Origin of the sequence: Kluyvera intermedia (assembly GCF_021440345.1) — a bacterium.
Classification (GTDB): domain Bacteria; phylum Pseudomonadota; class Gammaproteobacteria; order Enterobacterales; family Enterobacteriaceae; genus Kluyvera; species Kluyvera intermedia_A.
On the sequence record NZ_JAKCNS010000016.1, the window covers coordinates 13,153 to 32,604 of the forward strand.

Annotated in this window: 17 protein-coding genes; 8 read left to right on the forward strand and 9 right to left on the reverse strand. The window is 54.1% G+C overall.

The genetic code is table 11. The annotated features are described in order from the left end of the window. Nucleotides 1-4: 4 nt before the first annotated feature. A complete protein-coding gene (locus tag LZ634_RS04970) occupies nucleotides 5-697 on the reverse strand; it encodes a molecular chaperone (RefSeq protein ID WP_234502725.1) in 693 nt (230 codons plus the stop codon). 71 nt (nucleotides 698-768) lie between these two features. Then, the gene (locus tag LZ634_RS04975; protein ID WP_234502726.1) at nucleotides 769-1,332 is read right to left on the reverse strand and encodes a fimbrial protein; all 564 of its coding nucleotides are present in this window, start codon (nucleotides 1,330-1,332) and stop codon (nucleotides 769-771) included. 535 nt (nucleotides 1,333-1,867) lie between these two features. On the opposite strand from LZ634_RS04975, the gene flhB reads away from it, so the two are divergent. The 6 genes from flhB to LZ634_RS05005 all read left to right on the forward strand — a co-directional run bounded on the left by flhB (nucleotide 1,868) and on the right by LZ634_RS05005 (nucleotide 10,288). Next, nucleotides 1,868-3,022, forward strand: a complete 1,155-nt coding sequence (gene flhB, locus LZ634_RS04980; RefSeq protein WP_234502727.1) for a flagellar biosynthesis protein FlhB — start codon at nucleotides 1,868-1,870, stop codon at nucleotides 3,020-3,022. After that, nucleotides 3,015-5,096 carry a flagellar biosynthesis protein FlhA gene (flhA, locus tag LZ634_RS04985; protein ID WP_234502728.1) on the forward strand — a complete coding sequence of 694 codons (2,082 nt, stop codon included), beginning with the start codon at nucleotides 3,015-3,017 and terminating at the stop codon, nucleotides 5,094-5,096. Before flhB ends, flhA begins: the two co-directional genes overlap by 8 nt. Further along, nucleotides 5,096-5,488: a flagellar protein FlhE gene (gene flhE, locus LZ634_RS04990; protein ID WP_234502729.1), complete on the forward strand. Its 393-nt coding sequence runs from the start codon at nucleotides 5,096-5,098 to the stop codon at nucleotides 5,486-5,488. The genes flhA and flhE overlap by 1 nt, the downstream gene beginning before the upstream one ends. A 270-nt stretch (nucleotides 5,489-5,758) precedes the next feature. Then, nucleotides 5,759-7,345 carry an MFS transporter gene (locus LZ634_RS04995; RefSeq protein WP_234502731.1) on the forward strand — a complete coding sequence of 529 codons (1,587 nt, stop codon included), beginning with the start codon at nucleotides 5,759-5,761 and terminating at the stop codon, nucleotides 7,343-7,345. A gap of 4 nt (nucleotides 7,346-7,349) precedes the next feature. Next, nucleotides 7,350-8,489, forward strand: coding sequence for a glycoside hydrolase family 105 protein (locus tag LZ634_RS05000; protein WP_234502732.1), 1,140 nt, complete (start codon nucleotides 7,350-7,352; stop codon nucleotides 8,487-8,489). Nucleotides 8,490-8,719: 230 nt separating this feature from the next. Next, nucleotides 8,720-10,288, forward strand: a complete 1,569-nt coding sequence (locus tag LZ634_RS05005) for an MFS transporter (protein ID WP_234502734.1) — start codon at nucleotides 8,720-8,722, stop codon at nucleotides 10,286-10,288. A gap of 21 nt (nucleotides 10,289-10,309) precedes the next feature. Here LZ634_RS05005 and mrdA read toward each other — a convergent pair whose 3' ends face one another. Both mrdA and argS read right to left on the reverse strand, forming a co-directional pair. Next, the gene (mrdA, locus tag LZ634_RS05010; protein ID WP_234502735.1) at nucleotides 10,310-12,181 is read right to left on the reverse strand and encodes a penicillin-binding protein 2; all 1,872 of its coding nucleotides are present in this window, start codon (nucleotides 12,179-12,181) and stop codon (nucleotides 10,310-10,312) included. Nucleotides 12,182-12,377: 196 nt separating this feature from the next. Further along, nucleotides 12,378-14,111, reverse strand: a complete 1,734-nt coding sequence (argS, locus tag LZ634_RS05015; protein WP_234502737.1) for an arginine--tRNA ligase — start codon at nucleotides 14,109-14,111, stop codon at nucleotides 12,378-12,380. A 230-nt stretch (nucleotides 14,112-14,341) separates the two neighbouring features. Between argS and LZ634_RS05020 the strand changes: the two genes are divergently transcribed. After that, entirely contained in the window at nucleotides 14,342-14,908 is a 567-nt protein-coding gene (locus tag LZ634_RS05020; RefSeq protein WP_234502738.1) for a VOC family protein, read from the forward strand. 74 nt (nucleotides 14,909-14,982) lie between these two features. After that, nucleotides 14,983-15,723 carry a copper homeostasis protein CutC gene (gene cutC, locus LZ634_RS05025; RefSeq protein ID WP_234502739.1) on the forward strand — a complete coding sequence of 247 codons (741 nt, stop codon included), beginning with the start codon at nucleotides 14,983-14,985 and terminating at the stop codon, nucleotides 15,721-15,723. Nucleotides 15,724-15,859: 136 nt separating this feature from the next. Here the strand turns inward: cutC and cmoB are convergent, their stop codons facing one another. From cmoB to LZ634_RS05050, 5 genes are read right to left on the reverse strand one after another with little or no spacing between them, the layout of a single operon-like run. Beyond that, nucleotides 15,860-16,828 carry a tRNA 5-methoxyuridine(34)/uridine 5-oxyacetic acid(34) synthase CmoB gene (gene cmoB, locus LZ634_RS05030; protein WP_234502740.1) on the reverse strand — a complete coding sequence of 323 codons (969 nt, stop codon included), beginning with the start codon at nucleotides 16,826-16,828 and terminating at the stop codon, nucleotides 15,860-15,862. Further along, on the reverse strand, nucleotides 16,825-17,568 hold the full coding sequence (gene cmoA / locus LZ634_RS05035) for a carboxy-S-adenosyl-L-methionine synthase CmoA (RefSeq protein WP_234502741.1): 744 nt from the start codon (nucleotides 17,566-17,568) through the stop codon (nucleotides 16,825-16,827). Before cmoA ends, cmoB begins: the two co-directional genes overlap by 4 nt. A gap of 38 nt (nucleotides 17,569-17,606) precedes the next feature. Beyond that, a complete protein-coding gene (locus LZ634_RS05040) occupies nucleotides 17,607-18,002 on the reverse strand; it encodes an MAPEG family protein (RefSeq protein ID WP_052283461.1) in 396 nt (131 codons plus the stop codon). Nucleotides 18,003-18,053: 51 nt separating this feature from the next. Next, nucleotides 18,054-18,872, reverse strand: a complete 819-nt coding sequence (locus LZ634_RS05045; protein WP_234502742.1) for a DUF72 domain-containing protein — start codon at nucleotides 18,870-18,872, stop codon at nucleotides 18,054-18,056. After that, complete coding sequence (locus tag LZ634_RS05050; protein WP_234502743.1) at nucleotides 18,869-19,435, reverse strand: hydrolase; 567 nt, start codon at nucleotides 19,433-19,435, stop codon at nucleotides 18,869-18,871. The genes LZ634_RS05045 and LZ634_RS05050 overlap by 4 nt, the downstream gene beginning before the upstream one ends. Nucleotides 19,436-19,452 lie beyond the last annotated feature (17 nt).

Sequence of the window (19,452 nt, forward strand, 5' to 3'; positions counted from 1 at the left end):
AGGTTCACGACGACAGCGTGGCGGTGTATGCGGTGGTTGTACCGCCATAATCATTAATACAGCGCCATGAAACCGATGGGCTAGCGCCTTGGGTACTGAGCGGCAGCGTGAGATGGCTTTGCGGGGCCACCATGTCCGCCTGCACTTTGTTACTGCCGACATTAAGGCTTGAGAATACAGTATGAAAATTGCTGGTATTTTCAATTTTCAGCTGCTGACCAGACCGGCTGAATCGGAGATTCTTACAGGCATCTTCAGCGCGGCCGTCCATTCCTTCAGGGCGGTAAAACAACTTTATCTGCGTTTTATAAATAAGGTGTAGTACGTTATTTTTCTCATCCTGGCGATCGTTGGCCGGAATCATTCGCACAATTAGATAATAAAGCGATTCAACATTTTTTTTGGTGATATTATCGCTTTTCATGATTCTTAGCGTTTGCTCCGATTTAGGATCTAGTCGAAATAATGGCGGGGTGATGATAAACGGTGCGCGTGTTTTATTATCGGTATTTATTACCCATGACTGAATAAGCCATGGGAGCTCTTTCTCCGTGTTGACGAGCGGCAGCGAGGCCTCCTTTTTATTGGCATCATAAATAACTCGTGTACGTCCGAGTTGAATACCCTGCGCATTGGTTACAAAAGAAGGCGCAATCAGGGTCAATGTTAAAAGCGTGCTGAATAGCGAAGCTTTCATATTTATCCTTCAGGCAAAACCATAACCTGCGACAGAACAGGTTATGGTGGGTCAATAAATGACTTTCCAAACTAGCGATATAGAATACCGACAGTGACTTTTGCATTCGCCGCGCCAGGCGTTACGCCTTGTTGGGTTCCGCTTAGTGAAACGTAGCGAGCAGATAGTGTTGTCGATATAACGCCATCAGGGGTTTCCGATAACGGGATATAGAGCTGATGCTCAGCTCCGGTGATATCAAGGTTAGTGGCACGATCCTCTTCGGTACTGATTGTGATACCGACCCCTTGCGCACCATCGTCATCCAGCGCAAGCATGTCCGTTTTTTCACTCACCGGAGTACCGGTAAATGTTAATTGAACTTGTGATAACCCGTCGGTTGCCACGGGACAGTGGATGAGTGAAATCGGAATGGCAACATCATCCGATTTGCCGTTATTTTCAGTGAAGTAACTTGGAGCAGGGGAGCCGAGGTAAACATTGATGTTTTTCCCAGAATCTCCTGATATTTCACAGCTTGGGTTAATGATTTCACCTGTGAAGTGAATTTCACCTGCATTTGATTCATCAGCCCAGGAAGGTGATGAACCAAGGGCGAATAGCGATAACGCTAATAATGTTGTTTTCCAGTACATCGTAATCTCCATGATAATTAGCGATCCTTGTAACAATTAAATCAACATGTGAACGCCTGTCAGAACGTCAGTCGAAGTTAGCTGGTTAGCTGCTTCAATATTCTGAAAACACAATGCGCGTTGGCATGATATCCTTTTATCATTCATGGGCAAGTGGATATTTTTCATTGAAAATGTTGATTGCTTTTTTTCTGGGGGTGTTATTTTGTGGTGATATTTCTAAGGTGAATTGGTTGTGTCGATATATTTTTATTATCGACCGCGCTGTAGGCTTGTGTGGATTAAATAGGCCATAATAGGTTTCATTTTTGTAATAATGATAATAATTATTTATTTTATGTTCGTGAAGTTAACCTGAACTCAATGAATGTAGGGATTAAAGGGATTCCTAAAAGAACCTGAATAAATTCTGAAAATGCACTCTACCAGGCTAAAGCCTCCAAAAAGAGGGGATTCACCCCCTTGTTCCCGCCATTGCCACGCGCGTGAGAAGGCAAAATGAGCCATATCATAAATCACATCGCAGATGCAGAACGTGGCGGACGAAAGCGACAACGAAGACAAAACGGAAGACCCCACACCCCAACGGCTTGAAAAGGCGCGTGAGGACGGGCAGATCCCGCGATCTCGCGAGCTAACATCGTTGCTGATGCTGCTGGTGGGCGTGTGTATGCTTTGGCTGGGCGGGGAGTCGCTTGCCCGTCGTCTGGCTAACCTGCTGTCGGGTGGGCTGCGCTTTGATCACAGTATTGTCAGCGATCCTAACCTCATCCTCGGACAAATCATCCTGCTGTTAAAAGAAGCCATGCTGGGGCTGATGCCGCTGATTGTTGGCGTTGTCGTGGTCGCGCTGGTGGCGCCAATGATGCTCGGTGGCCTGGTCTTCAGCGGCAAATCGCTGGCCTTCAAATTCGATAAATTAAACCCGCTGCCCGGTATTAAACGCATGTTCTCCGCGCAAACGGCGGCGGAGTTGACGAAGGCGATTATGAAGGCCGTGTTGATGGGCAGCGTGGCGGGTTTTTTCATGTGGTTCCACTGGCCGCAGATGATGCGTCTGGTCAGCGAATCGCCGCTCTCGGCGATGGGTAACGCCCTCAATATGGTTGGGCTGTGCGCGCTGCTGGTGGCGCTGGGGATCATTCCAATGGTGGGATTTGATGTCTTCTGGCAGATCCACAGCCATGTGAAAAAACTGCGCATGTCGCGTCAGGATATTCGCGATGAATTCAAACAAAGCGAAGGCGACCCGCATGTGAAAGGGCGTATCCGCCAGATGCAACGTTCGGCGGCGCGGCGGCGGATGATGGCCGACGTTCCGAAGGCCGATGTTATCGTCAACAACCCAACCCACTACTCGGTCGCGCTGCAGTATGACGAAAACAAAATGAGCGCACCAAAAGTGGTGGCCAAAGGGGCCGGGCTGGTTGCGCTGCGCATTCGCGAAATTGGCGAAGAGAACCGTATTCCTATGCTGGAAGCACCGCCGCTGGCGCGTGCGTTATATCGCCATGCCGAAATTGGTCAACAGATCCCAGGCTCGCTGTACGCCGCGGTCGCGGAAGTCCTGGCCTGGGTGTGGCAGTTGAAGCGCTGGAAACTGGCAGGCGGCGTCCAGCCGAAAAAACCGGATAACTTACCGGTGCCTGAGGCACTGGATTTTTTGAACGAGAAGGACTCTGATGGCTAATTTTGTCGCAATGTTGCGTCTTCCCAGCAACCTGAAATCAACCCAATGGCAGGTTCTCGCCGGTCCGGTGCTGATCCTGCTGATTCTGTCGATGATGGTGCTGCCGCTGCCGGCGTTCGTACTCGACCTGTTATTCACGTTTAACATCGCACTCTCGATAATGGTGCTGTTGGTGGCGATGTTCACCCAGCGCACGCTGGAGTTTGCTGCTTTCCCGACCATTCTGCTGTTTACCACGTTGCTGCGCCTGGCGCTGAACGTCGCCTCCACGCGTATTATCTTGATGGAAGGCCATACCGGCGGAGCGGCAGCGGGTAAGGTGGTTGAAGCGTTTGGCCACTTCCTGGTGGGTGGGAACTTTGCCATCGGCATCGTAGTGTTCATTATTCTGGTCATCATCAACTTTATGGTTATCACCAAGGGTGCGGGACGTATCGCTGAGGTTGGCGCTCGTTTCGTCCTGGATGGGATGCCAGGTAAACAGATGGCGATTGATGCCGATCTCAACGCCGGCATTATCGGTGAAGACGAAGCGAAGAAACGCCGTTCGGAGGTCACGCAGGAAGCGGATTTCTACGGTTCGATGGACGGTGCCAGTAAGTTCGTTCGCGGTGATGCCATCGCCGGTATCCTTATCATGGTCATTAACGTCATCGGCGGCCTGCTGGTTGGCGTACTGCAACACGGACTGGAACTGGGCAAGGCGGCGGAATCGTATACCCTGCTGACTATCGGTGATGGCCTGGTCGCTCAGATCCCGGCGCTGGTTATCTCTACCGCGGCAGGCGTTATCGTGACCCGCGTGAGCACCGATCAGGATGTTGGCGAACAGATGGTCGGTCAGCTGTTCAGCAACCCGCGCGTCATGATGCTAAGCGCCGGGGTACTGGGCCTGCTGGGTCTGGTACCGGGAATGCCAAACCTGGTGTTCTTACTGTTTACCGCAGCGCTGCTGGGGCTGGCGTGGTGGATCCGTGGGCGTGAAATCAAAGCGCCGGATCAGCCGCAGCCGGTCAAAGCGCCGGAGAGCAGCACTCAGGCGGTGGAAGCGACCTGGAGCGATGTTCAGCTTGAGGATACGCTGGGCATGGAAGTGGGCTATCGACTGATTCCGATGGTGGACTTCCAGCAAGACGGCGAGCTTTTAGGCCGTATTCGCAGTATCCGTAAGAAATTCGCCCAGGAGATGGGCTTCCTGCCGCCGGTGGTGCATATCCGTGACAATATGGATATGCCGCCAGCCCGCTATCGCATCTTGCTAAAAGGAGTGGAGATTGGCAGCGGTGAAGCCTATCCAGGACGCTGGTTAGCGATTAACCCCGGTACCGCCGCAGGGACGTTACCCGGTGAGGTGACGACCGACCCGGCGTTTGGTCTGGCCGCCATCTGGATTGAAAGCGCCCTCAAAGAGCAGGCGCAGATTCAGGGCTTTACGGTGGTGGAAGCCAGTACCGTGGTGGCAACCCATCTCAATCATCTTATTAGCCAGCATTCGTCGGAACTGTTCGGGCGTCAGGAAGCGCAGCAGTTGCTGGATCGCGTAACGCAGGATATGCCGAAGCTGACGGAGGATCTGGTTCCGGGCGTGGTGACGCTAACCACGCTGCACAAGGTGCTGCAAAACCTGCTCGACGAAAAGGTGCCGATTCGCGATATGCGCACCATTCTCGAAACGCTGGCGGAGCATGCGCCGATTCAGACCGATCCGGGCGAGCTGACCTCGGTGGTGCGCGTGGCGCTGGGGCGCGCGATTACCCAGCGCTGGTTCCCGGGTAATGACGAAGTGCAGGTTATTGGTCTGGATACGCCGCTGGAGCGCTTGTTGCTGCAAGCGCTTCAGGGCGGCGGCGGGCTGGAGCCGGGGCTGGCTGACCGTCTGTTGGCTCAGTCGCAGGAGGCGCTGGCGCGTCAGGAGATGCTCGGCGCGCCACCGGTGCTGCTGGTGAACCATGCGCTGCGTCCGCTGCTGTCGCGCTTCCTGCGCCGTAGCTTGCCGCAGCTGGTGGTGCTATCGAATCTGGAACTGTCCGACAATCGCAATATCCGTATGACGGCTACGATCGGAGGCAAATAATGCGCAAACTACTGCTGATATTATGTCTGCCATTTTTGGTGCAGGCGGCGGGTGAGGGGGCCTGGCAGGACAGCCGAATGGGCATTACCCTGAACCATCGCGGTGAGGCGGCATCCTCCACCCAGCTGATTTCCTCGCAGCCGATACAAGGGGCGACCACGCGGGTCGCCTGGAATATTCAGCTTAACGGGCCTATTCCCGCAGGGCTGGTTACTCGGTTGTGCTCGCTCAGCCGCTGTACCGAACTGGATGCGCTGAGTGGGTCAACGATGGCGTTTAGCCAGGTGTCGGCAGCCGAACCGTTTCGTTTTATTTGGGAAGTCCCCGGTGGTGGCAGATTAATCCCTGCTCTTCGGGTTCAAAGCATACAAATCATCGTTAATTACCGCTAGCTGCCGTACTTTTCACCAATCGCCACCGTATTCTGGTGGCGACCTCGCATTTTTGACCCTCTCTTTTGAAAGTAAAGAAACGTTGTTTTATAAATCAGTGACACTTGTGCCACGACTCTTTGCATTTTTGCCAAACCCGCGTGCAGGCTGGCAGAAATAGGAAGGTATCCCTTAGCGCATACTTTTACTGTAGCCGTGTCAGTACTCCTTTGGGTGAAGCCTTAACCGGCTGGAGGAGTTTTATAATAAAAGACACAGGATCGACGGCTAATGACTAGAACGCGAAAAATAGGACTGGCGAACTACTTCGCCTACGGTTCGGGAGATTTCCTCGGTGCAGGGACTACCGCGCTAACCGCAGCATGGCTTCTTTACTTCTACACCACTTTTTGTGGCTTATCCCCCATCGAAGCGACCTTCATCTTTGCCACCGCCAGGGTTCTGGATGCGGTGGTCAGCCCATTGATGGGCTTTTTAACCGATAACTTTGGCTCCACCTGGTTTGGTAAACGTTTCGGCCGACGTAAGTTCTTTATTCTGCTCGGCATTCCATGCGTGTTCAGCTATTCATTTATGTGGGTAGGGGACATGAACTTCTGGTACTACCTCGTCACCTATCTGATTTTTGACGTGGTTTACACCATGATCCTGGTACCGTATGAAACGCTGGTGCCGGAAATGACCGACGATTTCAAACAGAAAACCAAATTCTCCGGTGCGCGTATCGGTATGGCCCAGATGTCTGCCATTCTGGCCTCTTTCCTGCCGGGTATCCTGTTAAGCCACTTTGGTAAAGACAACGCGGTCTCCTTCTTCTACGCCAGCCTGGTGTTCTCCGTGCTGTGCGCCATTATGCTGACCTTCGTCTGGTTCTTCACCTGGGAACGCCCACGTGAAGAGTGGACCGAAGCGGCGCTGAAGGCCGAAGAAGAGAAGAAACATCTGACTTTCGCTCAGAGTATGAGCCGTCTGTTCACTGAGCTGAGCTCGACGCTGCGCATTAAGATTTTCCGCCAGCACCTGGGGATGTACCTCGGCGGTTATATCGCCCAGGACGTTTTCAACGCAGTCTTCACCTATTACGTGGTGTTTGTGCTGATGCAGGAAGCCTCAATGGCATCTAACCTGCTCGGTACGATGGCTATCTTCCAGTTCATCGCCGTTATTGCCATGATCCCACTGTGTATCCGCTTCGGACCGGCACCGTCATACCGTATGGTTGTCGTCCTGTTCGGACTGGGCTCCTTCTCTTATGCTGCGCTGTACTACGCGGGTATGAGCGATATCTACGCGCTGCTGCTGCTGATCTCTGCCATTGCCGGTTTGGGCCGTGGGGGTATCAACTATGTACCGTGGAACACCTACACCTATATTGCCGATGTCGATGAAGTCATTACCGGGCAGCGCCGTGAAGGGATCTTCGCAGGCATTATGACGCTGACCCGCAAAGCCTCTCAGGCGGGTGCCGTGATGCTGGTGGGTATCATCATGCAGATGTCCGGCTTCGTCTCCGGTCAGAAAACTCAGCCGCCGGAAGTGAGCCATACCATCCTGATGATCCTCAGCATGGGTACCATCGCGGTTCTGGTCTGCGGCTTCCTGGTCTCTCTGCGCTTTAAGCTGAACCTGGAAACCCACAGCGTGCTGCGCGATGAAACCGCCAAAATGCGTGCTTCCGGCCATGCCATGCCTGAATCCGTCACACCGCAGGCGCGTGCTACCGTCGAAATGCTGGCGGGGATGCCTTATGAATGCCTGTGGGGTAATAACAACATTGGCTACCTGAATCGTAACAAACCTGCTGCACCTTCCCTGAAGCAGGCTGCAACATTGAATTCGACTTACAACAGAGGTTAAAGATATGAAAGTTTGGCCCGTCAAACATAGCCCATTATTACGTCAACCGGAGCACTTTATCTCCCGGGAAGAGCTGAAAGCCTTGATTCAGACGGTGACGAACAATCTGGTGAATATCAAGGATGAGACTGGCCAATTCCTGCTGCGTCTCGACGATGGCCGGGTGATTGACACCAAAGGGTGGGCTGGCTGGGAGTGGACTCACGGCGTCGGTCTGTACGGTATCTATCAGTATTATCAGCAGACCGGTGATGTGGCGATGCGCGACATTATTGATAGCTGGTTTGCCGACCGTTTTGCAGAAGGCGCGACCACCAAGAATGTCAACACCATGGCGCCGTTCCTGACGCTGGCCTATCGCTACGAAGAGACCGGTAATCCGGCGTACCTGCCGTGGCTCGATAGCTGGGCGGAGTGGGCGATGCATGACATGCCGCGCACTGAACACGGCGGTATGCAGCACATTACGCTCGCCGAAGAGAACCATCAGCAGATGTGGGATGACACGCTGATGATGACCGTACTGCCGCTGGCAAAAATTGGCAAACTGCTCAATCGTCCGGAGTATGTTGAAGAAGCGGTGTATCAGTTTATGCTGCACGTGCAGAACCTGATGGACCGGGAAACCGGCCTGTGGTTCCACGGCTGGAGCTACGAAGGCAACCATAACTTTGCCAACGCCCGCTGGGCGCGCGGCAACAGCTGGCTGACCATCGTGATCCCTGACTTCCTCGAGCTGGTGGATCTGCCGGAGAACAACGCGGTGCGTCGTTATCTGGTTCAGGTGCTGAATGCGCAAATTGCGGCGCTGGCGAAATGCCAGGATGAAAGCGGCCTGTGGCATACGCTGCTGGACGATCCAAATTCCTACCTGGAAGCCTCTGCGACCGCCGGGTTTGCATACGGTATTCTGAAAGCGGTACGTAAACGCTACGTGGGCGCGGAATATGCGGAAGTGGCAGAGAAGGCGATAAAAGGCATCGTCAAACACGTCTCGCCAGAAGGGGAGTTGATGCAGACTTCGTTCGGTACCGGGATGGGATCCAACCTCGATTTCTATCGTGAAATCCCGCTGACCTCCATGCCATATGGCCAGGCAATGGCGATCCTCTGCCTGACCGAGTACCTGCGTAAGTTCTTCTAAGTATTGCCTGTTTGAAAACCCGGCTGTCGTGACAGTCGGGTTTTTTATTGCCATTTAACTCAAAAAAAGTTTAATTTTTTAATTTTGGTTATAAAAAAATTTTAACTCGATCGCATTCCTGGGCATTACTAATAGCCGTAACAACAATAGTGATTTGGCTCACATTTCAAACCCGTCCATAAGAATATAAAAACACTGTTTCAAAATTATAAAACATGAGGTTTATTTTTATGGCAAGAAATGCGGCTTCAGCTCTTAACGGGCTGCAGGGAAGACCTGTCAATCTGCGCCATCAACTGGCATACGGAGGGGGAAACCTCCTGGGAAGCGGCGCGCTGGCGATTAGCGGCGCATGGCTGCTTTACTTCTATACCACATTCTGCGGCCTGACGCTGATCGAGGCCGCGTTTATTTTCTCCGTTGCCAGCGTCATTGACGCCATCAGTAATCCATTAATGGGGTATCTGACCGATAACTTCGGCAAAACCCGCCTCGGCAAACGCTTTGGTCGCCGCCGTTTCTTCCTGCTTATCGGCATCCCGCTGATGATGTTCTACCCGATGCTGTGGGTCGAAGGGCTGAGTTTCTGGTACTACCTGTGTACCTACGTTGTCTTTGAAATTATCTATACCTCGGTGATGGTGCCATACGAAACGTTGGCCACCGAAATGACCGATGATTTCTCTCTGCGCTCGAAGCTGACCGGCTACAAAGCGATTTTCGGCAAGCTTGCCAACTTCCTCGCCGCCTTTATCCCGGGGCAGTTTATCCTGCTGTACGGCAAAGAGTCTGCCACCCCGTTCTTCCTGACAGGCTTGACCTATGGCGCAATCCTTATCTGTGCCGTTGCCTGCCTGTGGTACAACAGCTGGGAGCGCCCACGTGAAGAGGAAGCGGAAGTAGAGACTAAGACTGGCCTGCTGAACACGCTTGTCTCACTGGCGAAAGATATGCGTTCGACTTTCTATCTGCGCGTATTCCGTAAACATTTGGGGATGTATCTGTGCGGATTTGGTGCGGAGTGGCTGTTTGCCTCGGTCTTTACCTACTTTGTGATTTTCGTCCTGCAGCATGATCCGGCAATGGTGGCGGGGCTAAATAGCCTGAACTCCATTTTACAGCTGATTTCCACGGCATTCTTCATCGGTCTGTGTGTGAAAAAGGGCTTTAGTAAGCCGTACATCATGGCCTTGAGCGTGGTTATTTTTGCGGTACTGCTCTATACCTCACTGTGGTTCTTCCACCTGCCAGCGCATCTGGCCACCATTTTGATGTTTGGCATTACGGTACTGTTTGGTCTTGGGACCGGCGGCGTGTACTACATTCCATGGACGGTTTATACCTTCCTGGCTGACGTCGACGAAATCTACACCGGCCGTCGCCGCGAAGGTATCTACGCTGGGGCGATGACCTTCTCCGGTAAAATCCTGCGCTCCATCATTGTGTTCGTAATGGGGGCGGTGCTGAGCTACTACGGATTCCAGTCGAAAGCGCATGTCCAGCCGGAAAGCGCGGTCAATGCGATTGCGGTGGTGTTCTGCGCCGGGGTTGCGCTGCTGGCGCTGGCGGCCATCGTCTTCAGTAACCAAATGAAACTTGACCGCAAAACCCACTTAATTGTGCTGCAGGAAGTGGCACGTATCAAAGCGGGCGGCAAGCTGGAAGACATCGCTCCGGAAGTGCGCGTGGTGATAGAAGATCTGGTCGGTCATCGTTATGAAGAGTGCTGGGGCAATAGCCCGCTGTTTAAAACCGATGAAACACCGGTTGTTGTTGAAGCGGTTTCCGCCGGGCGCTAAGCACCCGACGATTCCCTTCACTTATCCCTGAGGCGGCAGCTGTGGCTGACTGTCCTCAGGGGCAAAAAGGTGGTCGAGGATTTTACGCATCACTGGTGCGGCGACCACCCCATCACTTCCCCCATTCTCCAGCACTAACGCTACCGCGACCTTCGGGTCTTTATACGGTGCAAACGCGGTATAAAAAATGTGGTCGCGCAGGCGCGTTGGGATCATTTTCGCGTTATAGGTCTGGTTCTCTTTAAGGCTAAACACCTGCGAGGTGCCACTTTTTGCGGCAATACCGTACGCGGCGGTGTGGAAGAACTTATAGCCGGTGCCGTTTTCCGCATTGGCCATACCAAACATTGCCTGGCGCACTAGCGCCCAGTACGGGGATTTCGGGTCGGCAATTTGCGTCTCATCAGCTGGTTGGCGATACGGAATCACCGTCTTGCCTGTCTCCTCATCTTTCAGTAGGTGAGGCGGGATGACCCGGCCGTTATTGAGTAACGCCACCATCGCTTTGACCATCTGAATCGGCGTGGCAATCCAGTAGCCCTGGCCGATGCCGACGGAGATGGTATCACCCTGATACCAGGCTTTCTTGTGAATCCGCTGCTTCCAGTCACGGCTTGGCAGCAGGCCGTTGTACTCTTCATCAAGATCGATCCCGCTGGGCTTGCCATAACCAAACTGGCTCAGCATGGTGTGAATGCGGTCAATCCCCATCATATAAGCTACCTGATAGAAGAAGGTATCTGCTGATTCCTCAATTGCTTTGGTGACGTTTAGCATGCCGTGACCGCTTTTTTTCCAGTCACGGTAGTGACGCTCAGTGCCGGGCAGCGTCCAGGTTGGTGCGCCAAAAAAGCTGGATTGCGGGGTGATAACCCCACTGAGTAGGGCCGACATCGCCATATAGGGTTTGACGGTCGAGGCGGGTGGGTAAAGCCCCTGAGTCACGCGGTTAATCAGCGGCAGGTCTTTATCCTGCAATAATGTTTTGTAGTCCTGGTAGCCGATTCCTTTTACGAACGGATTCGGATCGTAGCTCGGGTTCGATACCATCGCCAGTACTGACCCATCGTGCGGATCTTCCACCAGCACCGCCGCACGCTGGCCGACGAGCAAGCTCTCAATGTACTCCTGCAGATGCAGATCCAACGTTAGATGGATGTCTTTTCCGGCAACCGGTGGCACATCTTTTAGCAGGCGCACAATGCGCCCATGGTTATCGACTTCCACTTCCTGATAGCCGGTTTTACCGTGCAGATCGTTTTCGTAGTAGCGCTCGATTCCCTGTTTGCCGATGTTATGGTCGGCGGCGTAGTTCTCTAATAAGCCATTTTTATCGAGGGCTTTCAGGTCGCTGTCGTTGATTTTGGATACATAGCCGAGCACGTGCGCCAGTTCCGCCCCGTACGGATACTGGCGGTCTTCATAGCTGTCTATCGTCACGCCGCTAAAGCGGAATTGATTGACCGAAAAACGGGCGATTTCAACATCAGATAGGGCATTTTTTAGCACCACCGGGCGGTAGCGACTGGTTGATTTTAGTTCCTTATGGAACTGGTCAATATCATCAGGCGTCAGGTCAACGAGCGGCGTCAACTGGCGCAGCAGCGCATCCATATCGCTGATTTTATAGGGCGTTACGGTAATATCGTACCAGGTGACGTTCTTGACCAGCGGGATGCCGTTACGATCGTAGATAATGCCGCGCGTGGGGGCGACCGGCAGCATTTTGATATCGTTGGCATCGGAACGCGTAGCGTAGTAGCTATGCTCTTCCACCTGTAAATGGTAGAGGTTGAGGATCAGTACGGCAAAGCAGGTGACGACCAGGCCAAAGGCCACCAGCACGCGACGGACGAAGAGTTTTCTCTCCGCTTCATAATCTCTAAAAGTCATTAAGGCACCCAGTGTTTAAGCCGCCTAATCATACGGAGCGGTCACGGGCATGACAGACAAAAAATGTACCATCTCTTAGGGAAATGTGTCATTCCTTGTGCTTTGTAACAAATCAACGATATATGGCTGGAAAGCGGGGACTACGGGCAAAAAAAAGCCCGCGACAGAGCGCGGGCTTTGATAAATCATTCAGAGATTACATACGTTCTACGGTTTCGATACCCAGGGTATCCAGACCCATCTTCAGGGTTTTCGCCGTCAGCAGCGCCAGCTTCAGGCGGCTATTGCGCACCGCTTCACTGTCGGCAGACAGAATAGGGCAGTGCTCGTAGAAACCAGAGAACAGACCCGCCAGATCGTACAGGTAAGAACACATCACGTGCGGGGTGCCGTCACGGGCAACCACGTTCAGCGTCTCTTCGAACTGCAGCAGGCGCGCGGCCAGCTGGGCTTCACGATCTTCGGTAATGGTCACCGGAGCATTGATGATGGCGCTTTCTTCCAGCTCCGCTTTACGGAAGACGGACAGAACGCGGGTATAAGCATATTGCATATACGGCGCGGTGTTGCCTTCGAAGGCCAGCATGTTGTCCCAATCGAACACGTAGTCGGTGGTACGGTTTTTGGACAGGTCGGCATATTTCACCGCGCCAATCCCCACGACGTTGGCCAGTTTCTCCAGCTCGTCTGCCGGCATATCCGGGTTCTTTTCTGCAACTAATTTACGTGCGCGTTCCAGCGCTTCATCCAGCAGATCGGCCAGCTTGACGGTACCACCGGCGCGGGTTTTGAACGGCTTACCGTCTTTACCCAGCATCATGCCGAACATGTGGTGTTCCAGCGGTACGGAATCAGGCACGTAGCCCGCTTTACGCACGATGGTCCACGCCTGCATCAGGTGCTGGTGCTGACGGGAGTCGATGTAGTAAAGCACGCGGTCGGCATGCAGGGTTTCGTAACGATATTTCGCGCAGGCGATATCGGTGGTGGTGTACAGGTAGCCGCCATCCTTTTTCTGGATGATGACGCCCATAGGCTCACCTTCTTTATTCTTGTATTCGTCGAGGAATACCACGGTCGCGCCTTCGCTCTCGGTCGCCAGACCTTTCTCTTTCAGGTCTGCAACAATGCCCGGCAGCATTGGGTTGTACAGGCTTTCACCCATCACATCGTCGCGGGTCAGAGTCACGTTCAGACGGTCGTAGGTCAGCTGGTTTTGTGACATGGTGATATCGACCAGCTGGCGCCACATTTTGCGGAAATACTCGTCGCCGCCCTGCAGTTTCACCACGTAGCTACGTGCGCGCTCGGCGAAGACTTCATCTTCGTCGTAGTGTTTTTTGGCATCGCGGTAGAAACCTTCGAGGTCGGCCAGCGCCATTTCACCGGCGTTGTCCTGCTGCTGTTTCTCAAGCCAGGCAATCAGCATCCCGAACTGGGTGCCCCAGTCGCCGACGTGGTTAGCGCGGATAACTTTGTGGCCCATCAGTTCCAGCGTACGCACTGCGGCATCGCCGATGATGGTTGAGCGCAGGTGGCCGACGTGCATCTCTTTTGCCACGTTTGGCGCTGAGTAATCCACCACTACCGTTTGCGACTGCGGCTGTGCGATACCCAGACGTTCGTTTTTCAGCGCCTGAGAAACGTGCTCGGCCAGGAAGGCTGGGTCGAGGAAGATATTGATAAAGCCTGGACCGGCGATTTCGACTTTATTAGCGATGCCGTTAAGGTCGAGATGGGACAGGACCTGCTCTGCCAGTTGTCGCGGCGCCATGCCCAGTTTTTTGGCTACTGCCATCATGCCGTTAGCCTGATAGTCGCCGAACTGTACTTTTGCTGACTGACGAACCTGCGGTTCGCAATCGGCAGGCGCGCCTGCCGCAATCATGGCCTGACTGACTTTTTCTGAGAGAAGAGCCTGAATATTCACCGGAATACCTTACGTTTTAGACGCTGACACCTATGTGGTTCAACGCCGGGTGTGGATAAATTAAGGCGGGAGTATACTGCATTTGCCTGAAGCCGTCAGCATCGGCCCCGCCTCAACAGGGGCGAAAAACACTGCCTGAGCAGGGATTAATCGCTCAATAACCTCTAAGGTTGGTTCGAAGCGGACAACAAGGTAGATTAGCCTTTTCATGTAATAAGAGTAGGGCTGAAATGGCAAACTGGCAGACTATCGAAGAATTGCAGGATATTGCTGCGGATCTTCCGCGCTTCACCGACGCATTAGCGGCGCTTTCCCAGCGCCTGGGGTTGGACATCACCCCGCTGAATGCCGACCATATTTCCCTACGCTGCCACCAGAACACCACCGCGGAACGCTGGCGTCGTGGTTTTGAGCAGTGCGGCACGCTGTTGTCGGAAAACATCATCAATGGTCGTCCCATTTGTCTGTTTAAACTTGCCGAACCGGTGTGCGTTGCCCACTGGCGCTTTACGGTAATTGAACTGCCGTGGCCGGGTGAAAAGCGCTATCCGCACGAGGGCTGGGAACATATCGAGATCGTGCTGCCGGGCGAGCCGGAAACGCTGAATGCCCGCGCGCTGGCGCTGTTGTCTGACGACGGCCTCAGCCAGCCGGGCATTTCGGTTAAAACCAGCTCGCCAAAAGGGGAGCGCGAGCGGCTGCCAAACCCAACGATGGCGGTGACGGATGGCACGGTCACCGTGAAGTTCCACCCCTGGACCATTGAAGAAATTGTTGCCAGCGAGCAGGCAGTGTAACAATGTGAAGTCACGCGGAGTCTACGCACGGGAACAGTGGCATGATTTGTCGCTGGATTAAAACGGAGAGAAAAATGGCATTGCTTGAGATCTGCTGTTACAGCACGGAGTGCGCGGTTATCGCGCAGCAGAACGGGGCCGATCGCGTTGAACTGTGCGCCGCGCCGCTGGAGGGAGGGCTGACGCCATCGTATGGCGTGCTCAGAGCAACACGTCAACGGGTATCCATTCCCGTTCATCCGATTATCCGCCCGCGCGGCGGTGACTTTTGTTACACCGACGGTGAGTTTGCCGCCATGCTGGAAGACGTTCGCCAGGTTCGCTCGCTGGGCTATCCCGGTTTAGTGATTGGCGTGCTGGATCCCGACGGGCAGGTCGATATGGCGCGCATGCGGCAGATTATGGTCGCCGCAGGTCCGTTGGCGGTGACGTTCCATCGCGCGTTTGATATGTGCGCCGATCCGCGTCAAGCCATTGAACAGCTTGCAGAGTTAGGCGTGGCAAGGGTGCTCACCTCGGGTCAACAGCCGTCAGCCGAAAAAGGTATTTTATTAATTCGGGAACTTATTGAGCGGAGTGATACTCCAACCATTATGGCAGGTGCGGGGGTGAGAGCGAGTAACCTTTCTCTGTTCCTGAATGCCGGTGTCAAAGAAGTGCACAGTTCAGCCGGGCAATGGGTGCCCTCTGATATGCGTTATCGCAATCCCGGACTTTCAATGTCAACGGATCCTGAAGCTGATGAGTATTCGCGTTATGCCGTCGACGGTGAGGCGGTTGCCGCATTGAAAGAAATCATTGAGCGTCATGTGTAGCTAAAAGTTTTTACCGCGTGTCATATTCGCCCAATATGATGCTTGCTTGTACCAGGCCCCTGCCCATTAAACAGGGGCCTTTTTTTATCCGTCATATGTCAACCGGCTACGTCGGTGTACGCTGCCGGAAGAGGTATTACGGCTTACGCGCAATCAGTACCGCGCGCAGCGGAGCCGGATACCCTTCAATGGTTTTGCTTGGGTCGTTCGGGTCGAGGAAGTCAGCCAGCGACTCGGTGACCATCCACTCGGTGCGACGCTGCTCTTCGGTTGATGTGACGTTCATATCAACGATACGCACATCCACAAAGCCGCATTTTTCCAGCCAGTTTTTCAGCGCCGGCGCGGAGGGAATAAAGTAGACATTGCGCATTTGCGCGTAGCGATCGCCCGGCACCAGCACCGTATTTTCATCGCCTTCCACAACCAGCGTTTCCAGCACCAGCTCGCCGTCGTTCACCAGCTGATCTTTCAACTGCCAGATATGCTCGAGAGGGGATCGACGATGGTAGAGAACGCCCATGGAGAACACGGTATCAAAGGCTTTCAGCGCCGGAAGCTGTTCGATGCCAAGCGGTAGCAGATGCGCACGCTGGTCGTTACCTAAAAGCTTACGCACCGCTTCAAACTGGCACAGGAACAGCTGGGTTGGGTCAATGCCCACCGCCAGATGCGCGCCCGCGCCAATCATGCGCCACATGTGGTAGCCGCTGCCGCAGCCGACATCGAGGATCGTCCGTCCGCTGAGGTCAGACAGATGCGGCAGAACGCGATCCCATTTCCAGTCGGAGCGCCATTCGGTGTCGATATTCACGCCGTACAGCGAGAATGGCCCTTTGCGCCATGGCATCAGGTGGCGCATCAACGTATCAATGCGTTTTACCTGGCCTTCGCTCAGCGGCTCTTCGCTCTCAGCAGTGACGCTGTGCAGCAGATCCAGCTTCCACGGTTGAATTTCCGGTAGAAACTCAACGGCGTTTGACCACTGCTTAAACAGGCCGTGCTGATCGCGCTGCCAGGTGGCAATTTGCGCCGGCAGCGTTTCAAGCCAATGTGAAAGAGGGCTTTTGGCGATTTGCTGATAAAAATTGCCGAACTCAATCATGCCGGGGTTCCTTCCTTGAGCGCCACCAGGGAGCCGAAGTTAAAGCACTGGAACCACAGTTCACTGTGCTCAAAGCCCGCTTCATGCAGGCGAGCCTTATGCACTTCGACTGAATCCGTCAGCATCACGTTTTCCAGCATGCTGCGCTTCTGACTGATTTCCAGCTCGCTGTAGCCGTTAGCCCGCTTAAAGTCGTGGTGCATATTAAACAGCAGTTCGCCGACGGTGGCGTCTTCAAAGCTGAATTTTTCTGACAGCACCAGCGCACCACCGGGATTTAATCCTTGATAGATTTTGTTCAGCAATGCCTGACGTTCTGCGGGTTCGAGGAACTGAACCGTAAAGTTCAGTACCACCATGGAGGCGTTTTCGATCTCGATTTCGCGAATATCCCCTTCGATGACGTCAACCGGCGTCGGCGCTTTGTAGGCGTCGATGTGGCGGCGGCAGCGCTCGATCATGGCCGGAGAATTATCCACGGCAATGATGCGGCAGTCGCTGTTGGCGATATTGCGGCGGATGGAAAGCGTGGCGGCGCCCAGTGAACAACCGAGGTCGTAAACCTGCGTCGCGGGCTGAACGAAACGTTCGGCCAGCATGCCAATCATGGAGATAATATTCGAGTAGCCGGGCACCGAGCGCTGGATCATATCCGGGAAAACTTCAGCTACCCGTTCGTCGAAAGTCCAGTCGCCAAGGCGGGCGATAGGGGCAGAAAATAGCGTGTCGCGGTCAGACATAAGGGGAATCCGGAAAAATAAAAACGGCGTATTGTGCGCTAACGCAGCGAGAAAACCAACTCCCACGGCATATACCAGAGGTTGGCGAGCACCATCAGCAACAATGAAATGTAGGTTGCGCTCATGCCAGAGCGCCGCCAGCGGAACAGGCGATGATGGAAACCGTAATAGTGCATCAGGCGCCCAGCCAGCAGCAGCAGGCCGCAAAGGTGGACCATCCAGGTTTCTGCACCGTTCATTTCCATAAACAACAGCAGGATAACGCCAATAGGAATGTATTCGACCGCATTCCCATGAATACGGATAGCGCTTTGCAGCTCGCTAAACCCGCCGTCGCCGTAAGCCACGCGGTAGAGCATACGCAAACGAACCACATCAAAAGAAAACTTTATCAGCAACAATGCCGCCAGCACGGCATACAGCGCGCTAACCATACAAACTCCCTTTCTGTTGGCAGATGGCACCCATTATCATAGGTATGAATGTCAGAAAAGAGAAGATTGTTGTGGAATAGAAGGTGCGTCACCTAACTCGGGCAGGGCGGTTTGCAGCGCCTGCCACAGCGAATGCACCAGCTCCGGCGCCTGGGCGATATCCGGGGTGTGCAAAAACAGGTAGGGGGTGGTGGTTTGTTGCCACTTCTGCAGTTTCTCGAGCCAGGGGGCAAACATCGCCTGATTTTGCGCCATCTCATCACTGCCGATAAACCGCACCATCGGCTGGCCGGCGGTGACGACCGCATGCACCGGCACTTTCGGCTTTTTACGCTGGGCGTCCATTACCGCCTCATTGCGGGCAATTGCTGCATGAACCGGGCGACTATCGAGAATTACGCGGTTAACGCCGCGTTGATGCAGACCACGATTAAGCTGAAGCTCATCATCGCCTTTGGCAAAAAACTGCGGGTGGCGCACTTCAACGCCGTAATGAAACGCTTTCGGCAAGCCATCGAGAAATGCCCACAGTGCTGGGAGATCGCGTGGGCCAAAGGTCGCGGGAAGCTGCAGCCAATACTGGCCGATTCGTTCATCAAGCGGTGACATGCGCTGGAAAAATTCCAGCGTCAGCGCGTCGCACTGGCGCAGCGCGGCCTGATGCGAAATGGTGGCCGGGAATTTAAAACAGAAACGAAAATTATCATCGGTCTGCGCCAGCCAGCGGGAGACAATCTCTGCTTTTGGCAGCGCGTACAGCGTGGTATTGCCCTCAACACAATTGAAGTGGCGGGCATACTCTTCAAGGCCTGTGATCCCCAGCCGCGCCCATTTGGGGTGCGACCATTGCGGGAGCCCGAGATAAATCATAGCGCTGCGAGGATCTCGTCGGTGCTGCGTACGCGAGCGATACGCGGGAAGATGTGCGTCATGCTGCCCTGGTGCTGCTCGGCGGAGGAGGCGCTGCAGGCATCTTCGGCGATGATCAGATTAAAGCCCAGTTCCCAGGCGTTACGGGCGGTAGATTCAACGCCGATGTTGGTGGAGATACCGCACAGAATAATGGTGTCGATGCCGCGGCGGCGCAGCTGCATTTCAAGATCGGTGCCGTAAAACGCGCCCCACTGACGCTTGGTGACTTCGATGTCGCTATCCTGTTTGCCCAGCGTAGAAGGATAGGTCCACCAGTTGTCCGGCAGCGCTTTCGCGGGTGCCGGTGCGTCAACCGGCTGTTTCAGCGCTTCGGCAAAATCAGCAGACCAGCCGACGCGAACCATCACCACCGGTGCCGAGGCGGCGCGGCATTTCTGCGCCAGGCGCGCAGCGCGGTCTACCACTTCGGTTGCCGTATGCGGGCCACCGGCAAAGGGCAGAATGCCTTCTTGCAGGTCAATCACCACCAGGGCGGTTTTGTTAGCGTCTAAATTCAGCATGGTTTTTCCTCTGTAAA